Source organism: Paenibacillus solisilvae, from assembly GCF_042656405.1.
GTDB lineage: Bacteria > Bacillota > Bacilli > Paenibacillales > Paenibacillaceae > Paenibacillus_Z > Paenibacillus_Z solisilvae.
In genome coordinates this window covers 1-17,222 of sequence record NZ_JBHSOW010000107.1, presented here as the reverse complement: position 1 = coordinate 17,222, position 17,222 = coordinate 1, and the positions used below count along the sequence as shown (strand labels likewise).

Genomic DNA, 17,222 nt, shown 5'->3' with positions numbered 1-17,222 from the left:
GCTTATGACGCCCTTCATGGATATATTGAACTCGAATACAACCGAATTCGGATCCATTCTACCTTAGGTTACAAGTCCCCGTATGCGTTCGAAAAAAGCTATTACGAGCAACTCCAGGTTTCATAAAGTTGTGTCTACTATATTGACATAAGCTCAAATTGGGAATTAATAACTGGAAATTTCCAGTATAGCGCTATTTTGAACGTCTATAGCCCGAAATAGCTGTAATAATCCAGTATAGATGCGCAGGCGTCGTGTGGTTGACTGCCAACACGTATTGCCCTGCCACTCGCTGGGAACTGCGCGCCGCGGTGCAGATGCCGTTCCTCCTTACAGCCGCGGCGCTGTTGGTCGGTTTTCTGTATTATTTACGCTGGGTTCAACCGATTCTGGGTAAACGTCTTGCGGAGGGCTGGTTAACGGAAAGCAACGATGAAGATGCAAACGGTGGCCGGACTCTAGGTTCCCATGTGGAGAGTCAATAAGCGTCTTCAGTCATACTTCTCCCCCTCAAGAGATCATGATTAGTGAAAGAAGGCAAAAGAAAATACTAGAGGAGCGTTGGCCGGGAAGTGCCAGCGCTTTTTAACGTTTTGATCGTGGAGCTTCCTTTGCTTAGCTGTTATTATAGGGGTATTTTTATCGTCTGCGCTGTAGAGGCCTTAGCGCCCAACGCTTCGAAACACACCGTTTCTCCCGTTATTTTTGACAAGGTAGAGCACTCTGTCACATGAGGTATAGAGCGCCTCCAGCTGCGTAAAGGAGTCCGGAACAACGGTAATGACCCCTAAACTGATGGTATAGGATGTCGGAAATCCTTCAAGTGCCGGCCCATTCACCTCTTGCCGGATTTGTTCGGCTCGCGCACCCGATTCATGCTCACACGCCCCGGGCAAGAGAATGGCAAACTCATCACCCCCGTATCGGCCGAATAAATCACTTTGACCCAGCAGTTTATGGACCCGCCTTGCAAGATCCTGAAGCGCCAGATCTCCGGCATCATGGCCGTACGCATCATTAATGCTTTTGAACCTATCGATATCGAAGAGCAGCAGCGAGACAGGCTTTTTCTTCAAGGCATAAGCATGGAGAAGCTGCTTGGCTTGTAAAATAAACGCCCTGCGGTTGAGCGTACCGGTTAAATCATCATAACTGGCTGCGCGGAGCAGCTCGCGGTCGGCCCGTTCTTTGGATAAGAGAACAAACCCCGTATTTCCCAAAATCATCACCAGATACACAGAGATGAACGAGAACGTTTGATAAACCCCCGGTGTGAAAAGCCCCATTGTCTGGTTCGACAGCAGGGCGGCTGTAGATCTTGCGAGCAAAGCTGCGATGACCAGGAAATAGAGGTGGCCCATAATTCTCATCAGCATGGAAGATTCCGTCCTCCGTACCATCTTGTAAGCCGGGAGGATAAGAAAAGCTGCCGTACCGATAGAAGCGAAGACAACCCGGGCACTCTCGACATTATGAACGAACATAAGGAGATGAAAGCCGAGTATATTCGCCGCAGTCAAGGCCAAATACATGCGCTTCATTGTCTTGTCAATGGCATGCTGCAGTTTCAGAAGCGCTACGGCTTCCAAGGAAGTTCCAATGAATAACATTGAATTCGCAAGTGATATGGTAATCTCGTCCGGAATGCCGCCCCGTACTGCCAGGAACAGCCAAGCAAGGGCTTGCACCCATTTTCCTTCGAAGAACGTATTCACCATACTGTCCCTCGCCTGCTTATGCCGATACGCACTGATCAGGATCACGGTAAATAGATGTCCGACGACCAGTGAAACGAAAATTGTTTTCATATCCAAAAGTAAACCCATTCAAATCACCGTCTTATCTGAAAGTTATAGGTTAAATCTGCATGAAGTCTGGTATGGAGTGAGGGAATAATCGGTGGCTCCCTGCATAGAGGAGTACATTAAATTATCGGCAAATGAGGACGACAAATGAACAACCTTTACATGTAATTCCATGAGAATCTTCAGATTCACTCATAAAATGCCTCAATACTGGTAATAATTTGATAGTCCCGGAATTTTCAGTAATACCGGACGAACAGGCCTGCTTGAATAATTCAACAACTGATTCTCCGGAGGAACGAATCCATGGTTTATACGATCGAGAAAATTTGCCAACATGCACATGAGCTTGCGCTGCAGCACACCTTAAAGGCAGTGCTGACGCAGCCCAAATACATAAAAAATCAATTTGACGCAGACTTAGAGAGCTTGAGGAAATTTGTCTTTATTCTGCAGGGCGGTCATGCAGCCTGCGCACAGCAGGCTGAAGAATGGCTGCTCGACAACGCGGAGTTTATTGAGGAGCAGGCACTCGGGGTAAGAATGCAATTAACCCGCGCTAAACTTGTGAACCTGCCGATGCTTCGGACCAGCGGAAGGCTGCGCATTCAATCGTTATGCGAGGCTTATCTAGGGCAAGTGGACGGGGTTCTGAATGAGGAATCCTTCGCTGCCTACATCAATGCCTATCAGGAAATCTCCGTATTGACGCTGGCTGAGGTCAGGTCCATACCGCTTATTCTGCGGGTGGCTCTGATCGGAAGAATAGCAGAAACGATGGCCATGGTTCAGGATCGGCGGGAGGTTTGCGTTCTGGTGCAGCAGCTGCTCTCCCGAATCGAGCCGACCAAGCTGAGCTCTGAGGCCATTTCTGCAGAATTGGAAGCGGCAGGACAGAGCGTTCCGCTGTCCGGCCCGTGGATTGTTCACCTGATCAGCCATCTTCGGGAATGGTCCGGTGATACCGCATCCGTGCGGGAATGGCTGGTGTGCAAATACGAGAACGGCTCGGAAGATCTTGACCGGATCGTGACCTATGAGCATCAGCTTCAGGCTGCCTACCAGGTGAGAGCCGGCAATTTAATTACAAGCCTGCGCAGTAATGAGCGCCGGGATTGGAATGATCTCTTCGAGCGGATCAGTCTGCTTGACCGAACGCTGCGCCATGACTGTACAGGGATTTATCCTTTACTTGATTCTTTCAGCAAGAATGAGATGCTGAACCGGATTGAAGGATTAGCCAAGCGCCTGCGTGTCCCTGAGAATTTGATTGCAGGGCAGTCTTTGGCCCTTGCCAGGCATGAATATGAACGGGTATCTGCCGGCCTCAGGAAGCGCGAAGAAGGGGACGCCGGCGTGCTCGTCCTTCACGAGGACCTCACGGTTTCCCTTCCGCCTAAGGGTGATGAGCTTACGCGTCCGACGTTTGCTGCTTACTATTTGTTCGAACCGGCAGGCGTATCGAAGCTTATTCAATCTCTGAAGCAATGCAGCCAGCCGAGAAAGATGCCGAGCGCAGGCTTTGCCAATCGGGCTGCCTTGACCTATTTCGCATCCATCATCGGCTTATTCACGCTTGTCTTCATCGTTGCAGCCGCTTGGATTGGCAGCAGGCAAGGAGTTACGGCGGCAGGCTTGGCAGTCATACTGCTTGCGCTGATTATCCCCGTGAGCGAGTGGGCGATTACGTGGCTGCATTTCGGCATTGAGCGTATATGCAGGCCGCGGCCGCTGCTGCGCTATGATTATTCGAGCGGGATTGCGCCGGATGCCGTTACAATGGTTGTAATTCCTGCGATCTGGTCCACACCGGAGGAAGTGGCGGAGCTTGCGGACCGTCTGGAAGTTCACTATTTGGCTAACCGTGATCCCCATATCCATTACGCGCTGTTAGGCGATTATACCGATGCTTCGGATGAGAGGCTTCCCGAGGACGAGGGGCTTGTTGCTTTTGCGCGTGAGCGTATGGAGGCGTTAAACCGCAAATATGCCGGAGAGCGGGCAGATACGGAGACAGGGCTGAAGGGAACAACCTTTCACTTCTATCAGCGCCGCAGGCAATGGAACCCTAGTGAAGGTGTATTCATGGGCTGGGAGCGCAAGCGCGGCAAATTGGTGGAATTCGTCGAGCTGCTGAAGGGCAGCAAGGAAACGAGCTATGATGTGCTAATGGGTGATCAGGCCGTGCTGCCGCACATCCGCTATATCATTACGCTGGATGCGGATACCCAGCTCCCTATGGGGAGCGCCCAGCGGATGATCGGTACGCTGCATCTGCCCTATAACAGACCGCGTCTGAATGATTCGGGAACCAGAGTCGTTGAAGGCTACGGCGTCCTGCAGCCGCGGATCGGAATCAGCCATGAGTCGGCCATGCGGTCACGGCTTGCCTATTTTTGGTCGGAGCCGGGGCTGGACCCCTATGCGTTTGCCGCTTCCGATCCGTATCAGGATGCGCTGGGGCAGGGGATTTTCACCGGAAAAGGGATCTTCGACGTGGAGGTGTTCTCCGAGCTGTTAGGGGAGCGAATTCCGGAGAATAAGGTGCTCAGCCATGATCTGCTTGAGGGCGGCTTCCTGCGTACCGCCCTGCTGTCCGATATTGAGCTGATTGATGATCACCCGTCGACATTTGTCTCTTATCAGAAACGGATGCACAGATGGGTTCGCGGTGATTGGCAGCTTCTTTGCTGGCTGTACACAAGCGTGTGTGACCGCAGAGGCGTGCTGAGGCCGATCGATCTGTCTTTGCTTACCCGTTTTCAAATCATCGACAATCTGCGCCGAAGTGTGCTTCCGATTGCGTACTTTGTGCTGCTGGCTCTTGCGTTAACGGTTCTGCCCGGTTCCTCCGGGCGCTGGCTTACGGTTTTGCTTGCAACGATGCTGCTGCCGCTGGTCAGACAGCTTCTGCTCGTTAACCGGGCTGACCCGCGGCCCCGGAATTTGCTGTCGACGGCTTTGCATATCTTGATTGCCCTGTGGACACTGCCTTTTCAAACCGCGGTTCTGCTGGATGCGATCGGAAAATCGCTTTATCGAATGTGGATCAGCAAACGCCGGCTGCTCGAATGGACCAGCTCCTCGCATATAGAGCGGAGTTATGGGGGGCGCCGCCGTCCGGCGCTGCTTGGCGCAAGCGGCGGCTGCTTGCTCATTGTCCTTTTTGCAGTTGCGGTGGCCTTGCAGTCGAATCAATCCTTGATGTGGATTGGCCTCGCGCTTTGCTTGTTCTGGGCGCTGGCTCCCTTTGCGGTACGCTGGCTGGATCAGCCGGTTGCCGAGGATGTCCAGCAGCTTGATTCAGCGGACAAGGAGCAGCTGCGCGGGCTAGCGAAGCAAATATGGGCGTTTTATGAGGATTATGCCGGGCCTGAGGATCATTTCTTACCCCCGGACAATGTCCAAATCGAACCGGCTAACGGGGTCGCGCATCGTACATCGCCTACGAATATCGGTTTCCTGCTGACAGCTGCGGTAGCCGCGCGGGACTTTGACTTTATCACCATGGAGGAGCTTGTGAAACGGCTGGATCGTACGGTCAGCACCATTGAACGGATGGACAAATGGAACGGCCATCTCTATAACTGGTACGATACCGTATCGCTTTCGACGCTTTACCCGGCGTATGTCTCCACCGTAGACTCCGGCAATTTCGTGGCGAGTCTGATGACAGTGAAACAAGGGCTCCTGCACTGGCTTAAAGAGTCGGGCCTGACCGGAAACGCGAAGCCTGTCCAGGGTGCTTTTGGGAATTTAAACGTTGAATTTGCGGTCGAGCTTGATCAGACCCGTCCGGAAGAATTAGCAGAGGGAATGGACCATGATGAGCGTGAGCTTGCTAAGCATCGCAGCTCTAACCGGGGCCCTTCGTCACAGGCTGCCCCGGAGGATTGGATTGCGCGCGGATATGAGCTGATCGACCGGTTGGAAAGCTTGATTACATCGACCGATTTTCGCCCGCTGTATGACGATAAAGCCAAGCTATTCGTGCTGGGTTATCACGCAGTATCCGGACAACGCGATACGATCCTCTATGATCTGCTTGCTTCAGAGGCAAGGCAGACAAGCTTCGTTGCAATCGCGCTTGGCCAAATATCCGTGTCCCACTGGCTGGCGCTGGGCCGGACCGCCAAGAAGCAGGGCAGCCGGACTGCATTGGTTTCATGGTCCGGAACCATGTTTGAATATATGATGCCGTGGCTGATTATGCGCACCTACCGCAATACCATCTGGGACAGCACGTACCGCGGGGTTGTGGAGCGGCAAATTGAATACGCAAGGGAACGCGGCGTTCCCTTCGGTATATCGGAGTCGGGCTATTACGCATTCGATTATCAGCTGAACTATCAATACCGCGCATTCGGAGTGCCGGGACTCGGCTTCAAACGCGGGCTCGACGAAGATTTGGTCGTGTCGCCGTACGCAACCATTATGGCGCTGCCGTTCGCTGTGCGTGAAGGCCTGAAGGATTTGGAGCGGATGGAGCAGCTCGGTGGGCGCGGGCAGTATGGTTTCTATGAAGCCATTGACTTTACCTCAGGCCGTATGCCGCAGGATGAATCCTGTAAGGTAATCCGCAGCTTCATGGCGCATCACCAAGGCATGAGCCTTCTGACGCTGGCGAATATGCTGCTGCCCAAGACAATGATTGATTACTTCCACAGTGATAAACGTGTGCAGGCAGCAGAGCTGCTCTTAATTGAGCGTATTCCGCCAAAAGATGCGATTCTGCAGAGGGAGCTGCCCGGCAGGACGCGAAGAGAGCATCCGAAACCGGCGCAAATCGGCCCGCTCCGGGAATTTACGACGGTTCCAACACTGCTGCCGGAAGTGAATGTGCACGCTAACGGATCGCTGACGACGGTTGTATCCAACAGCGGCAGCGGGTTCATCCGGTATAACGGCATGGCTCTATCCCGCTGGAGGGAAGATCCGGTCGCTGACCCTTGGGGGAGCTTTATGTATATCCGCGACGTCACGCGGGAGAAATTATGGTCCCCGTCCTATCTGCCTTGCCGCGTATCATCGGACAAGCAGCGTGTCCAATTCTCGCAAGAGCGGACGACGTTCCTGCGTGAGGACGAGGATTTGCAGACGAAGCTGGACATCACCGTATCGCCAGAATCGAATGCGGAGATTCGGCAGTTGACTCTGACGAATACAGGCAGCGATGCGCGGATCATCGAGGTGACGACGTTTCTGGAGATCGCGTTAGCGTCTCCCGATGCGGATAAAGCCCATCCGGCGTTCACAAAGCTGTTCATTCAGACTGAATATGAGGAAGCCGCACAGTGTCTGCTTGCCCGCAAACGTCCCCGTAACGAGGGAGAGAAATCCGTCTGGGCGTTCCATACGCTGGCGGTTACCGGCAGCGACCAATCGCTGGGGCCAGCGGAATTCGAGACGGACCGGGCTCTATTCATCGGCAGAGGACACTCCATAGCAAGGCCAAGAGGACTGGAATCCCGTCTTGGCGGCACGGTAGGTTCTGTGGCTGATCCCGCTTTCGTGATGCGCAGGCGCATAAGTATCGAGCCTGGTGGGCAAGTCCGGCTGACGGCTGTTACCGGTGCGGCGGAATCGAGAGAGCAGGCAGTTGAGATCGTTTCGCAGCTGTCGCAGGAGCAGCATGTGAAACAAACCTTCCAGCTTGCATGGACGCGGAGCCAAATCGATCTGCAGCATTTGCATATCACCCCGCCTGATGCAGCGGTCTATCAGCTGCTCGCCGGACGGGTTCTGTTCACGGCGCCGCTGCAGCAGGAACAAGAGATGAGCATTGCTGCCAATGGGAAAGGACAGCAGAGCTTGTGGGCACACGGAGTCTCCGGTGACAGGCCGATTGTCATGGTGCAAATTGCCGACACGTCGAATCTGTCCTTCGTGAACAAGCTTCTTGCGGGCTATGAATATTTGCGTCAAAAAGGATTGTCCTTCGATCTGGTGATATGGAATGAATCGGCGGGCGGATATCAGCAGGAGCTGCGGGATGCCCTTCTGCGTATGAGCGAGCAGATCGCTCCCGGTCATGGCTCAGGCCCGGGGGGTGTACACATTGTACCTGCATCTACACTATCCCAAGAAGATAAATCCTTATTGTTTGCCGTCTCCCGTATTACCCTGCGTGCAGACGGTCCAAGTCTGAAGGTTCAGCTGCAAGTGCCTGATCCGAGACGTACTCAGGAAGTGGCGCCTCTGCAGGCTGAAGCATCACAGAATCGCTATCCTTCTGAAGCGGCAGCTGAGGATCATCCTTACTTATTCTTCAACGGCTTGGGAGGCTTCTCGAAGGACGGAAGTGAATATCACATCATATTGAAGAATGGGAATCATCTGCCTGCACCATGGATTAATGTAATGGCGAACCCGCGGTTCGGCTGTTTAACATCCGAGCTGTATACAGGTTATACGTGGTGGCGCAACAGCCGGGAATGCAAGCTGACCCCATGGTCGAACGATCCGGCTTTAGACCCGCCAGGGGAAGTTTGTTATCTGCGGGATGAGGAGAGCGGGGAATATTGGCAGCTGGCCCCATCCCGGGCGGATGACGCCGCCGCTTACAACGTATCCTACGGCAGGGGTTATACCCGTTATGAGCATGAGAGCCATGGTCTGCAGCAGCAAATGACCGTCTTTGTCCCGCTTGAAGACCCGGTCAAGATCATCCAGCTGAAGCTGAAGAATACAACAGCGGACACGCGGCGATTATCCGTCACCTACTACGCGGAGTGGGTGCTGGGCGTACACCGTGAGGGAAATGCACCGTATATCGTCACGGAGTGGGATGAATCCAGCGGCATACTTCTGGCGCACAACACGTACCAGGAGAATTTCCGTGACGCGACTGCTTTCTTAACGGTGTACGCTGCTTCTCAGGATGCTTCTGCTTCTGCTGCTCCTGATGCCGGAATGACAAAGGAACAGCGGACATGGACAGGAGACCGCCTTGAGTTTCTCGGAAGGGGCGGGAGCTATGAGAAGCCTGCTGCCCTCTCCAGAATTCATCTGTCGGGTGCAGTCGGTCCGGCTTATGACGCTTGCGGAGCCGTGCAGTCAGCCCTCGTGATCGAACCGGGTGAAGAGCAAACGGTGTATATCCTGCTGGGCTGCGAGGATTCCCGTGAATCCGCTTCTCAGCTTGCCGGAAAATATGGACAAGCACAGGCCTGCGAGCAGGCATTGGCGGAAGTGCGCGATTTCTGGGACGGCGTGCTCGGTACAATAACAGTCTCCACCCCATCGCCTGAGATGGATGTCATGCTGAACAATTGGCTGCTGTATCAGACGCTTGCCTGCCGGATGTGGGCGCGCTCGGCCTTTTATCAGGCGGGCGGAGCCTACGGCTTCCGCGACCAGCTGCAGGATTCGCTGGCCCTGCTGCACAGCAGGCCGGATCTCACCCGTGAGCAAATCATACTTCACGCCTCGCATCAGTATGTAGAGGGCGATGTGCAGCATTGGTGGCATGAGGAGACGCAGCGAGGGATCCGCACACGCTTCTCGGATGACTTGTTATGGCTGCCTTATGCCGTTGTCCGGTACCTTGAACATACTGAAGATGAGAGCATTCTGGAGGAGATGGCGCCGTTTCTTTGCAGTGATTCTCTGCGTGATGACGAGCATGAACGGTATGAGCCGACTGTATTGTCGGAGGAGAGCGGTACGATTCTCGAGCACTGCTTGCGTGCGCTCGATCGTTCCCTGCGGTTCGGGGAGCATGGCCTGCCGCTCATTGGAATTGGAGACTGGAACGACGGCATGAGTATGATTGGCCCCGAAGGGCGCGGCGAAAGCGTATGGCTGGGCTGGTTCCTTGGCGATGTTCTGCGGGGAATTGCCGATCTATGTGAGCATCGCGGCGACCTTGAACGGGCAGATCATTACCGGATTATCCGCGGACAGCTGTCAGCCTCACTCCACGAAGCGGGCTGGGACGGGCAATGGTACCGCCGGGCCTTTACCGACGGCGGACAATGGCTCGGTTCTATTCATAATGCGGAATGCCGCATTGATTCGATTGCGCAGTCGTGGTCTGTTATCTCGGGAATGGCTCCGCCGGAACGTGCGCAGCAGGCGATGCGGTCCTTTGACCGCGAACTAGTCGACCGCAGCTTGGGTATCGCTCATATCCTGACGCCGCCGTTTGATAAGACGCAGCCGAGTCCAGGGTACATTCAAGGCTACCCTCCGGGCATTCGGGAGAACGGAGGCCAATATACGCACGGTGTGATCTGGAGTATCGTTGCCTGGTGCGGGCTTGGGGATGGGAATAAGGCTTTCGAGCTGTTCCATATGTTCAACCCCATCATGCATACCAAGACATCGGCTGAGGTTCGGAAGTACGTAGGAGAACCTTATGTGATGACAGCCGATGTCTATACGGAAGAGCCTCATCGCGGTCATGCCGGCTGGACATGGTACACGGGTGCATCGGGCTGGATGTATCAGGCCGGCATCGAATGGATTCTCGGCATTCGGCGCCGGGGCGGGCGTTTGATGATTAAACCATGCATTCCAGCGGAATGGCCGGAGTTTACCGCAAGCTACAAGTACAAGAGCACAGAGTACCGAATCACAGTCAGCAATCCGTCGCATAAGTCCAGCGGGCTAACTCAGTTATTGATCGACGGGAAAGAAGTCGATTTAGGCAAGTATTCGGCAGAGGATGGTCCATTCGTCCCACTGCAGGATGACCGGCAGATTCATCAAGTGGTATTAGTCTTGTAGATTCAGGCCGGGGCCGTCCCGAGGAGCATGAGAATGCCCTTCGGGACGGCCTTTTTCATGCTATCAAATCGGGTGGACATATTGACATCAAATTTCGGTCTATGGTATATAAAAGGAAGAATTAGCACTCATGTGAATCGAGTGCTAATACGCATGAATCATTATTTCAACATTTTGAATTAGGAAAAGGAGATCAACTCATGGCAAAGAAACAGTTTCAGGCCGAATCCAAACGATTGCTGGACATGATGATCAACTCGATTTATACACAAAGAGAAATTTTCTTAAGAGAACTTATCTCCAATGCCAGTGATGCGATAGATAAGCTTTATTACAAAGCTTTGGTCGACGATCAGCTGGTCTTTAACAAAGAGGATTATTTTATTAAAATAACCGCCGATAAGGCCAGCCGTACGTTGACGATCACCGATACGGGCATCGGGATGACGCAGGAAGATCTGGAGAATAATCTCGGCATTATTGCCAAGAGCGGCTCGCTGGCATTCAAGAAAGAGAATGAACTGAAGGACGGCCACAATATTATCGGCCAGTTCGGGGTTGGTTTTTACTCCGCATTCATGGTTGCTGATGTGATCACCGTTACCAGTAAGACGCTTGGCAGCAGCGAGGCGTTTAAGTGGGAATCCGAGGGTGCGGACGGGTACACGATCGTACCGACCGAGAAGGATTCGGTAGGTACGGAGATTATTTTGAAGATCAAGGAAAACACCGAGGACGATCAATATGACGAGTATCTGGAAGAATATCGCCTGAAATCGATCATTAAGAAATATTCGGATTTCATCCGATACCCGATTAAGATGGATGTTAAAGGTCAACGCCCTAAAGAAGGCAGTGACAATGAATTCGAAGAATATCAAGAAGAACAGACCGTCAACAGCATGGTTCCGATTTGGCGCAAGAATAAGAACGAGCTGACGCCGCAGGATTACGAGAACTTCTACATGGAGAAACGCTACGGCTTCGATAAGCCGCTCAAACATATTCATATCAGTGCCGATGGCGCTGTCGTCTATAATGCCATTCTGTTCATTCCTGAGAACACGCCTTTCGATTATTACACGAAGGAATACGAGAAGGGGCTTGAGCTGTACTCCAATGGCGTGCTGATCATGGACAAGTGTTCGGACCTGCTTCCGGACTATTTCAGCTTCGTCAAAGGGATGGTTGATTCGGAGGATCTGTCGCTTAACATCTCCAGGGAGATGCTGCAGCATGACCGCCAGCTGACACTAATCGCCAAGAACATTAAGAACAAGATCAAGAGCCAGCTGCTGAGTCTTCTGAAGGATGAGAGAGAGAAGTACGAGCAGTTCTACAAGTCCTTCGGCAGACAGCTGAAATTCGGAGTTTATAACGACTACGGCGCAAACAAAGACACACTCCAGGATCTGCTTCTGTTCTACTCCTCCAAAGAGAAGAGGCAGGTCACGCTGGATGAATACGTATCGAGAATGCCTGAGGATCAGAAATATATCTACTATGCTTCCGGCGAATCGATCGAACGGATTGAGAAGCTGCCGCAGATCGAAGTGGTGTCCGAGAAGGGCTATGAAATCCTATACTTTACCGACGATATCGATGAGTTCGCCATTAAGACGATCATGACCTACAAGGAAAAAGAGTTCAAATCCGTTTCTAGCGGCGATCTCGGCATTGAATCCGATACAGACAAAGAACAGACGGATGCGGAAGAGAGCGGCAGCAAGGAGCTCTTCGAATCCATGCAAACGCTGCTGTCGGGCAAAGTGAGCAAGGTCAAAGCGTCCAAGAGACTGCGCAGCCACCCGGTATGCTTGTCCACCGAGGGAGAATTGACGATTGAGATGGAGAAAATCCTCAAGGCCATGCCTAACAGCCAGGATATCAAAGCGGATAAGGTACTGGAGATCAACGTCAACCATGAGGTGTTCCAATCGCTCAAAGCCGCTTACGAAGCGGATAAAGACAAACTGAGCCTGTATACGGATCTATTGTACAACCAGGCGCTCTTGATTGAAGGACTGCCGATCAACGATCCGGTTGAATTCACTAATGCGATTTGCAAAATCATGGTTTAAACCAGCCGCGTTAAATGGCTTCCAATAAAAACAAGCAGCCCCTTCGCAAAGAAGGAGCTGCTTGTTTTTTTGTTGGAGCGCAGGATGCCTGTTCGATTAAGATTCGTCCTGTTTCTCCGCTTCGAAACTTTCAATACTGGCTTGGCGCCGTTCATTCTTAGCTTCAATGCCCTGCTTCTGCTCAGCGGAAATCTCACTTGCATGCTCATCGAGGAAATCCTCTGCTTCCTGCAGGTTAGCTTCCGTATGCTCGATATGCTCCTGCAGATGAGCCGCATTATCCGCCCGGTTATCTGGTTTAGCCAAAAGTATCCCTCCTTAATGAACAAAACTACCTGATTATAATGGCCCAACCCGGATGGGGTTATGCAAAAGGGCCATTATTTTAGAAGACAAAAAAATTCAATTGTAGACACGTGACGCAAGTCATTGTATATTTTAATTAGTAATGTTTTCCAACAAATTCAGCCAAATTCATATCCAGGAACCCTTATTAAGTCGAAAGCTGTTATAGAGAGAAGTGTGCAGGCTAGTCATTAATTTCAAGGGGTTGCATCGCCATTGGACGTCGCGTTATTTATTATCTTCTCCGTCTTTGAAGGATTGGCAGCTTTCACAGTAATGCTTACCATGTTTCGGTACAACATCAGAGAGTATCTGCTGCAGCTATCCCTCTTTTCAATCATGATGTCCGTTTTCAGCTTTTCAATGCGATACGAGCTTGGTCTTGAGAACTATACGCCATTCCTTTCCTTGCTTCTGTTTGTATTAATTATTTTTATTACGCTGCGGATATCCATGCTGGGTGCAGTCATCGTTGTTGTCCCGGGATATGTTCTGTACGCGGTCTTACAAACAGCCATATTGAACGTTCTGCAAACTCTCAATTTAACGACCGTCATTCGTGTTCAAGAGAACACAAGCGATTTGTATTTTCTGCAGGCGGTAACAGCTGCTGCAGCCTTCATAACCTGCTGGTTCATATTCCGAAGAGGATTTGGATTCTCATGGTCTCTGAATCGCTTTTCCTTCCAAGGTGAGAATATCCTCGTACTTGTCCTTCTGATACTCGGCATTGCGTTTGCATCGGTTTACACCTTACTCAAGACAGAGCTGGTTTTTGTATCCGCAACCTTTATTATCATTTTGGTTTCGCTTCTTTATCTTTTTATAAGAAAGGGAATAGACAATGATTGATGCGATTTCCAAAAAACTGGCCATTAACTTGAAGAACGCGGTTCCTGACCATCCTTATTCAGAAGCCAAATTGCAGTTTGGCATCCATCTACTATTGAATACTTCCTTTACGATTACGATGGCGGTCATTCTAGGCCTTGTGTTTATAGCGCTGCCCGAAACGATGTTATGCTTGTTTTCATTTGCGCTTCTTAGGATGGTATCAGGAGGCTATCATTTCAATTCGGCTGTTCTGTGTATCACGGTTTCGGCTGCGGTCGCAGTTTCGCTCCCTTTTATTGCAATTTCGGACAAGCTGCTGATTGCGATCAACGCAAGCAATGTTATTCTGGCTTTCCTATTCGCACCTTCAAGAATTGAAGGACAAACACGAATCCCCAAACGATACTTCAAGTTATTGAAATGGATCACCTGCTGTATCGCGGCTTCGAACTTTATATTTAACTCACCGCTTCTGGGATTAACATGGCTGCTGCAGACCGCTTCACTGATTCGTATTAAAGGAGGTGAGAACAAATGAAAACAAAAGTGTTGAAATTTGTTGCAACAGCAGTTGGTCTTTTTGCCATCTTTTCCGTAACGACAGCTAGCTTCTTCTGGGGTAACCAGCCAAACGTACCTTCCGAACTACTGGAAAAGTAATAGGCGGGATAATGAATGAGTCATTGGCCGGTTACACGGGACAAAGAAGGAATTACAGGCATTATCTTTATTGAATTCGAGAAGATTCTGAAATTTACAACCCAGAGTAACAGAGTGATGGTTCATACCAGTGATGAGGTGTATTATCAGTTGGACAACCTAGACCGACTAGAATCCGCATTGAAAGCATCAACTGACCGATTTGAAAGGGCGGACCGCGGAAATTTAATTGATCTCACCCAAGTTGTTGAGATTGATGATAAATTCTCGAAAGCCTATTTCAGAAACTCATCGCCGGAAGGCAAAAGTAAAGAAGCGACAATTTCTAAGCCTGGTAATTATCAAAGAATCAAGAAGCGTTTTCTGGAACTTAACGGCGACCATTCGGATTAGGGCTGCGGGTAATCATGCAGCCCTATTTTTATGTGCAGATTATGGTAGAAACAGATTGCTTTAACGTTTCATCTGATTTAAGATAAAAAGGCAAAATGAATAGGTATATATTCCTTATAAATAGCAAACCAATTGAAAAATTGGGACGCAAAGCCACGGGTCTAAAGTCTTATACCATGATAGCCGGGTTGCTGAAGAGCGAATAAACACGCGATGAGGCTCCTGCTGCATGGGAGCCTTTTTATGATGGATCTGATCATATGCGAGCTTAGAAACACTTCAGGAGGAATTTTACATGGCGTATGAAATGAGCCGCGCATTACTCTCACTGCTGCTGCTAGGATCCTTCTTTTTTCTTCTGAATACATCAAGGGACATCTATTATAGAAATAACAAAAGTCCTGATAATCGCTTAGCTGCGCTAACCACACTATCTATCGCCCTTATGTTTCTATTTGAATATATTCAGCAGGTCGTTGTTCCGGATTCGTGGGTGCTTTCCGCTGCAGCCTATGGTGTCTATCCTGCTTCTCTGCTTTGCGCCGGGACAAGTACACTTCTTCATTTTCAGGCTGTTCGTTCTCATTACCGCATCCGGTTAAGTACTATTGCTGCAATTGTCTACATACCCGTTCTCCTTTATTTTGCTGTTCTAATCTTCTTGGGCCAGGCTTTCATGGTAACCAGCATTGAAACGGTAGGTGTATGGAGAGCGGAGCAGTACGGTTCAGGAATCCTGTTTGTGTTCATTCTCTTGATTTTCTTCTCTATTCTAAATGTTGCCGTTTGTGTCTGTGCATGTAGAGTATCGCTGGCCGCAGCAAAGAAAAAGTACTGCTTTCTCATTAGTGCGAACCTTTGTTATTATGCATCCGCGATGTTCATGAAAGCAGTTTCCCATCTTCCGACAGCCCATATTCCCGGACAAGCGGTTATTTTTGCTGCATTGATGTGGGGAATAACGATTCGGATTTTCATCATCAAATACAATTTCCTTCCTTCGGCTGAAAGAAAGTTTGAGCTGCTATAAGAGATATCGCCGATCGCCATCCTTCATCTCGACTGTTAAGTCAAACAACTCACTTAAGGGAAGTGAGTTTCAAGTTCAAAAGTAATATTTGGAGCTAACCCTCTTCCTATGGTATGTTTGTCCTTACTAGGAATAAAAGGAGATTGGACCGATTGACTATGAATGAGATAAACAATGAATTGCCTCCAAATTATGAAGAATTGAAAAAATCCGCCAATCGAACGTCTAATTGGAAAGAACGGTTAGATGCGGTTGAAGAGTTAGGTCAATGGAATCATCAGAAAGTCATTGATGTGCTCACAACGAGATTGACGGCTGATCCGGTCTACCAGGTGCAGGAAGCTGCCTTCCATAAACTGCAGGCATTTGGTCAAGACGTTCAGCTTCCGCCCAGGAATAAGGGGGAACTGGTTAAAGGAATTACGAAAATTCTCGTTCGGATTAAGAAGAGCCTGCCGAAGGATCATACATTCGAAGAGTTCAAAGAGAAGCTGCATAAGATGAGAGAAGATGTATTCGATATTTACCAAGGTGACAAAGGTGATGATTTTGATCAATGGCTGGAAGGAACATGGCAGTCGTTGTCAACACGATAGAATCAGGAATATAAGGGAGTGGTCCGCATGGCAGTAGAGATCAACATGCAAGAAACACCGAATCCGAATGCAATGAAGGTCAACGCGAGCGCAACAATATTTGAAGGTCCGGCAAGCACCTCTTTGAAAAGCGGAGCAGCAACCGATCATCCGCTAGCAGCCGCACTTGTTGCCATCGAGGGCATTGATAATATTTTTGGAATCCGTAATTTTGTTACGATCACCAAGATCCCGGATGCAGAGTGGGATACGATCCTGCCTCAAGTGGAAGAAGCTTTTAAAGCGGTATACGCATAAAGTTCAAACGATGAGAGCTGATGCCCGGATTTAACGCACATCAGCTTTTTTTTATTTCTATTCATCTACTTCTGAGGCAAAATTGCCCTTTGGCTGCAGTTATTGAAGCTGCAGGAGCTTACGCATGCTTTGGAACAAGGGACTGCATAAGCAAGGCATACAGCGCTGCCTTCAAAATGGCTTAAAGGCGATGTTTATCACAAAGTCAGTCTGAGGGATGACACCCTTCGAAAACCGCTCTTTGCTGAAGAAATCAAGGTTTTATTTGAGTTTTTCGGGCGGGAGACAGATGGCTAGAAAATTATTTTTAAAAAAGACTTGCAAAAACCCAGGAGGTCATGGTATATTCTAATTCCGGCCGAGAGCGGTACGGACAAACACGAAATATTTGTTCCTTGAAAACTGAACATGAGTGACCTGTCATAAAGGTTTTAAAAAGCTAGCAAAGCTT

At 50.2% G+C, this 17,222-nt stretch carries 12 protein-coding genes and 1 riboswitch; of the genes, 10 read left to right on the top strand and 2 right to left on the bottom strand.

The annotated features are described in order from the left end of the window. The first annotated feature begins 311 nt into the window (after positions 1 to 311). Positions 312 to 485, top strand: a complete 174-nt coding sequence (locus ACFPYJ_RS28260; protein WP_379191592.1) for a hypothetical protein — start codon at positions 312 to 314, stop codon at positions 483 to 485. A 177-nt stretch (positions 486 to 662) separates the two neighbouring features. On the opposite strand, the gene ACFPYJ_RS28255 is transcribed toward ACFPYJ_RS28260, so the two are convergent. Next, positions 663 to 1,826 (bottom strand): GGDEF domain-containing protein, encoded by a 1,164-nt coding sequence (locus ACFPYJ_RS28255; protein WP_379191591.1) that lies wholly within the window; start codon positions 1,824 to 1,826, stop codon positions 663 to 665. A 285-nt stretch (positions 1,827 to 2,111) separates the two neighbouring features. Here ACFPYJ_RS28255 and ACFPYJ_RS28250 point away from each other — a divergent pair, with 285 nt between their 5' ends. Continuing rightward, positions 2,112 to 10,535, top strand: a complete 8,424-nt coding sequence (locus tag ACFPYJ_RS28250) for a glycoside hydrolase family 94 protein (RefSeq protein WP_379191590.1) — start codon at positions 2,112 to 2,114, stop codon at positions 10,533 to 10,535. A gap of 200 nt (positions 10,536 to 10,735) precedes the next feature. After that, the gene (gene htpG, locus ACFPYJ_RS28245; RefSeq protein ID WP_379191589.1) at positions 10,736 to 12,616 is read left to right on the top strand and encodes a molecular chaperone HtpG; all 1,881 of its coding nucleotides are present in this window, start codon (positions 10,736 to 10,738) and stop codon (positions 12,614 to 12,616) included. A gap of 96 nt (positions 12,617 to 12,712) precedes the next feature. Here htpG and tlp read toward each other — a convergent pair whose 3' ends face one another. Next, positions 12,713 to 12,922 carry a small acid-soluble spore protein Tlp gene (gene tlp, locus ACFPYJ_RS28240; protein WP_379191588.1) on the bottom strand — a complete coding sequence of 70 codons (210 nt, stop codon included), beginning with the start codon at positions 12,920 to 12,922 and terminating at the stop codon, positions 12,713 to 12,715. Between the two features lie 255 nt (positions 12,923 to 13,177). On the opposite strand from tlp, the gene ACFPYJ_RS28235 reads away from it, so the two are divergent. The 7 genes from ACFPYJ_RS28235 to ACFPYJ_RS28205 all read left to right on the top strand — a co-directional run bounded on the left by ACFPYJ_RS28235 (position 13,178) and on the right by ACFPYJ_RS28205 (position 16,771). Beyond that, entirely contained in the window at positions 13,178 to 13,813 is a 636-nt protein-coding gene (locus tag ACFPYJ_RS28235; RefSeq protein ID WP_379191587.1) for a hypothetical protein, read from the top strand. After that, positions 13,806 to 14,333 (top strand): accessory gene regulator ArgB-like protein, encoded by a 528-nt coding sequence (locus tag ACFPYJ_RS28230; protein WP_379191586.1) that lies wholly within the window; start codon positions 13,806 to 13,808, stop codon positions 14,331 to 14,333. The genes ACFPYJ_RS28235 and ACFPYJ_RS28230 overlap by 8 nt, the downstream gene beginning before the upstream one ends. Beyond that, positions 14,330 to 14,455: a cyclic lactone autoinducer peptide gene (locus ACFPYJ_RS28225; protein ID WP_379191585.1), complete on the top strand. Its 126-nt coding sequence runs from the start codon at positions 14,330 to 14,332 to the stop codon at positions 14,453 to 14,455. The genes ACFPYJ_RS28230 and ACFPYJ_RS28225 overlap by 4 nt, the downstream gene beginning before the upstream one ends. A 15-nt stretch (positions 14,456 to 14,470) precedes the next feature. Then, the gene (locus tag ACFPYJ_RS28220; protein ID WP_379191584.1) at positions 14,471 to 14,848 is read left to right on the top strand and encodes a LytTR family transcriptional regulator DNA-binding domain-containing protein; all 378 of its coding nucleotides are present in this window, start codon (positions 14,471 to 14,473) and stop codon (positions 14,846 to 14,848) included. A gap of 112 nt (positions 14,849 to 14,960) precedes the next feature. Then, positions 14,961 to 15,044, top strand: a riboswitch (cyclic di-GMP riboswitch). 99 nt (positions 15,045 to 15,143) lie between these two features. Next, positions 15,144 to 15,878 (top strand): hypothetical protein, encoded by a 735-nt coding sequence (locus ACFPYJ_RS28215; protein ID WP_379191583.1) that lies wholly within the window; start codon positions 15,144 to 15,146, stop codon positions 15,876 to 15,878. A 158-nt stretch (positions 15,879 to 16,036) separates the two neighbouring features. Then, positions 16,037 to 16,474, top strand: a complete 438-nt coding sequence (locus ACFPYJ_RS28210) for a HEAT repeat domain-containing protein (protein ID WP_379191593.1) — start codon at positions 16,037 to 16,039, stop codon at positions 16,472 to 16,474. A gap of 27 nt (positions 16,475 to 16,501) precedes the next feature. Then, complete coding sequence (locus ACFPYJ_RS28205) at positions 16,502 to 16,771, top strand: NifU N-terminal domain-containing protein (protein WP_379191582.1); 270 nt, start codon at positions 16,502 to 16,504, stop codon at positions 16,769 to 16,771. Positions 16,772 to 17,222: the final 451 nt, after the last annotated feature.

What these genes read in the sequence shown, in the direction of transcription:
- ACFPYJ_RS28255 (WP_379191591.1), bottom strand. Translation starts at nt 1,826, where the DNA reads ATGGGTTTACTTTTGGATATGAAAACAATTTTCGTTTCACTGGTCGTC.
- ACFPYJ_RS28250 (WP_379191590.1), top strand. Translation starts at nt 2,112, where the DNA reads ATGGTTTATACGATCGAGAAAATTTGCCAACATGCACATGAGCTTGCG.
- htpG (WP_379191589.1), top strand. Translation starts at nt 10,736, where the DNA reads ATGGCAAAGAAACAGTTTCAGGCCGAATCCAAACGATTGCTGGACATG.
- ACFPYJ_RS28230 (WP_379191586.1), top strand. Translation starts at nt 13,806, where the DNA reads ATGATTGATGCGATTTCCAAAAAACTGGCCATTAACTTGAAGAACGCG.
- ACFPYJ_RS28225 (WP_379191585.1), top strand. Translation starts at nt 14,330, where the DNA reads ATGAAAACAAAAGTGTTGAAATTTGTTGCAACAGCAGTTGGTCTTTTT.
- ACFPYJ_RS28220 (WP_379191584.1), top strand. Translation starts at nt 14,471, where the DNA reads ATGAGTCATTGGCCGGTTACACGGGACAAAGAAGGAATTACAGGCATT.
- ACFPYJ_RS28215 (WP_379191583.1), top strand. Translation starts at nt 15,144, where the DNA reads ATGGCGTATGAAATGAGCCGCGCATTACTCTCACTGCTGCTGCTAGGA.
- ACFPYJ_RS28210 (WP_379191593.1), top strand. Translation starts at nt 16,037, where the DNA reads ATGAATGAGATAAACAATGAATTGCCTCCAAATTATGAAGAATTGAAA.
- ACFPYJ_RS28205 (WP_379191582.1), top strand. Translation starts at nt 16,502, where the DNA reads ATGGCAGTAGAGATCAACATGCAAGAAACACCGAATCCGAATGCAATG.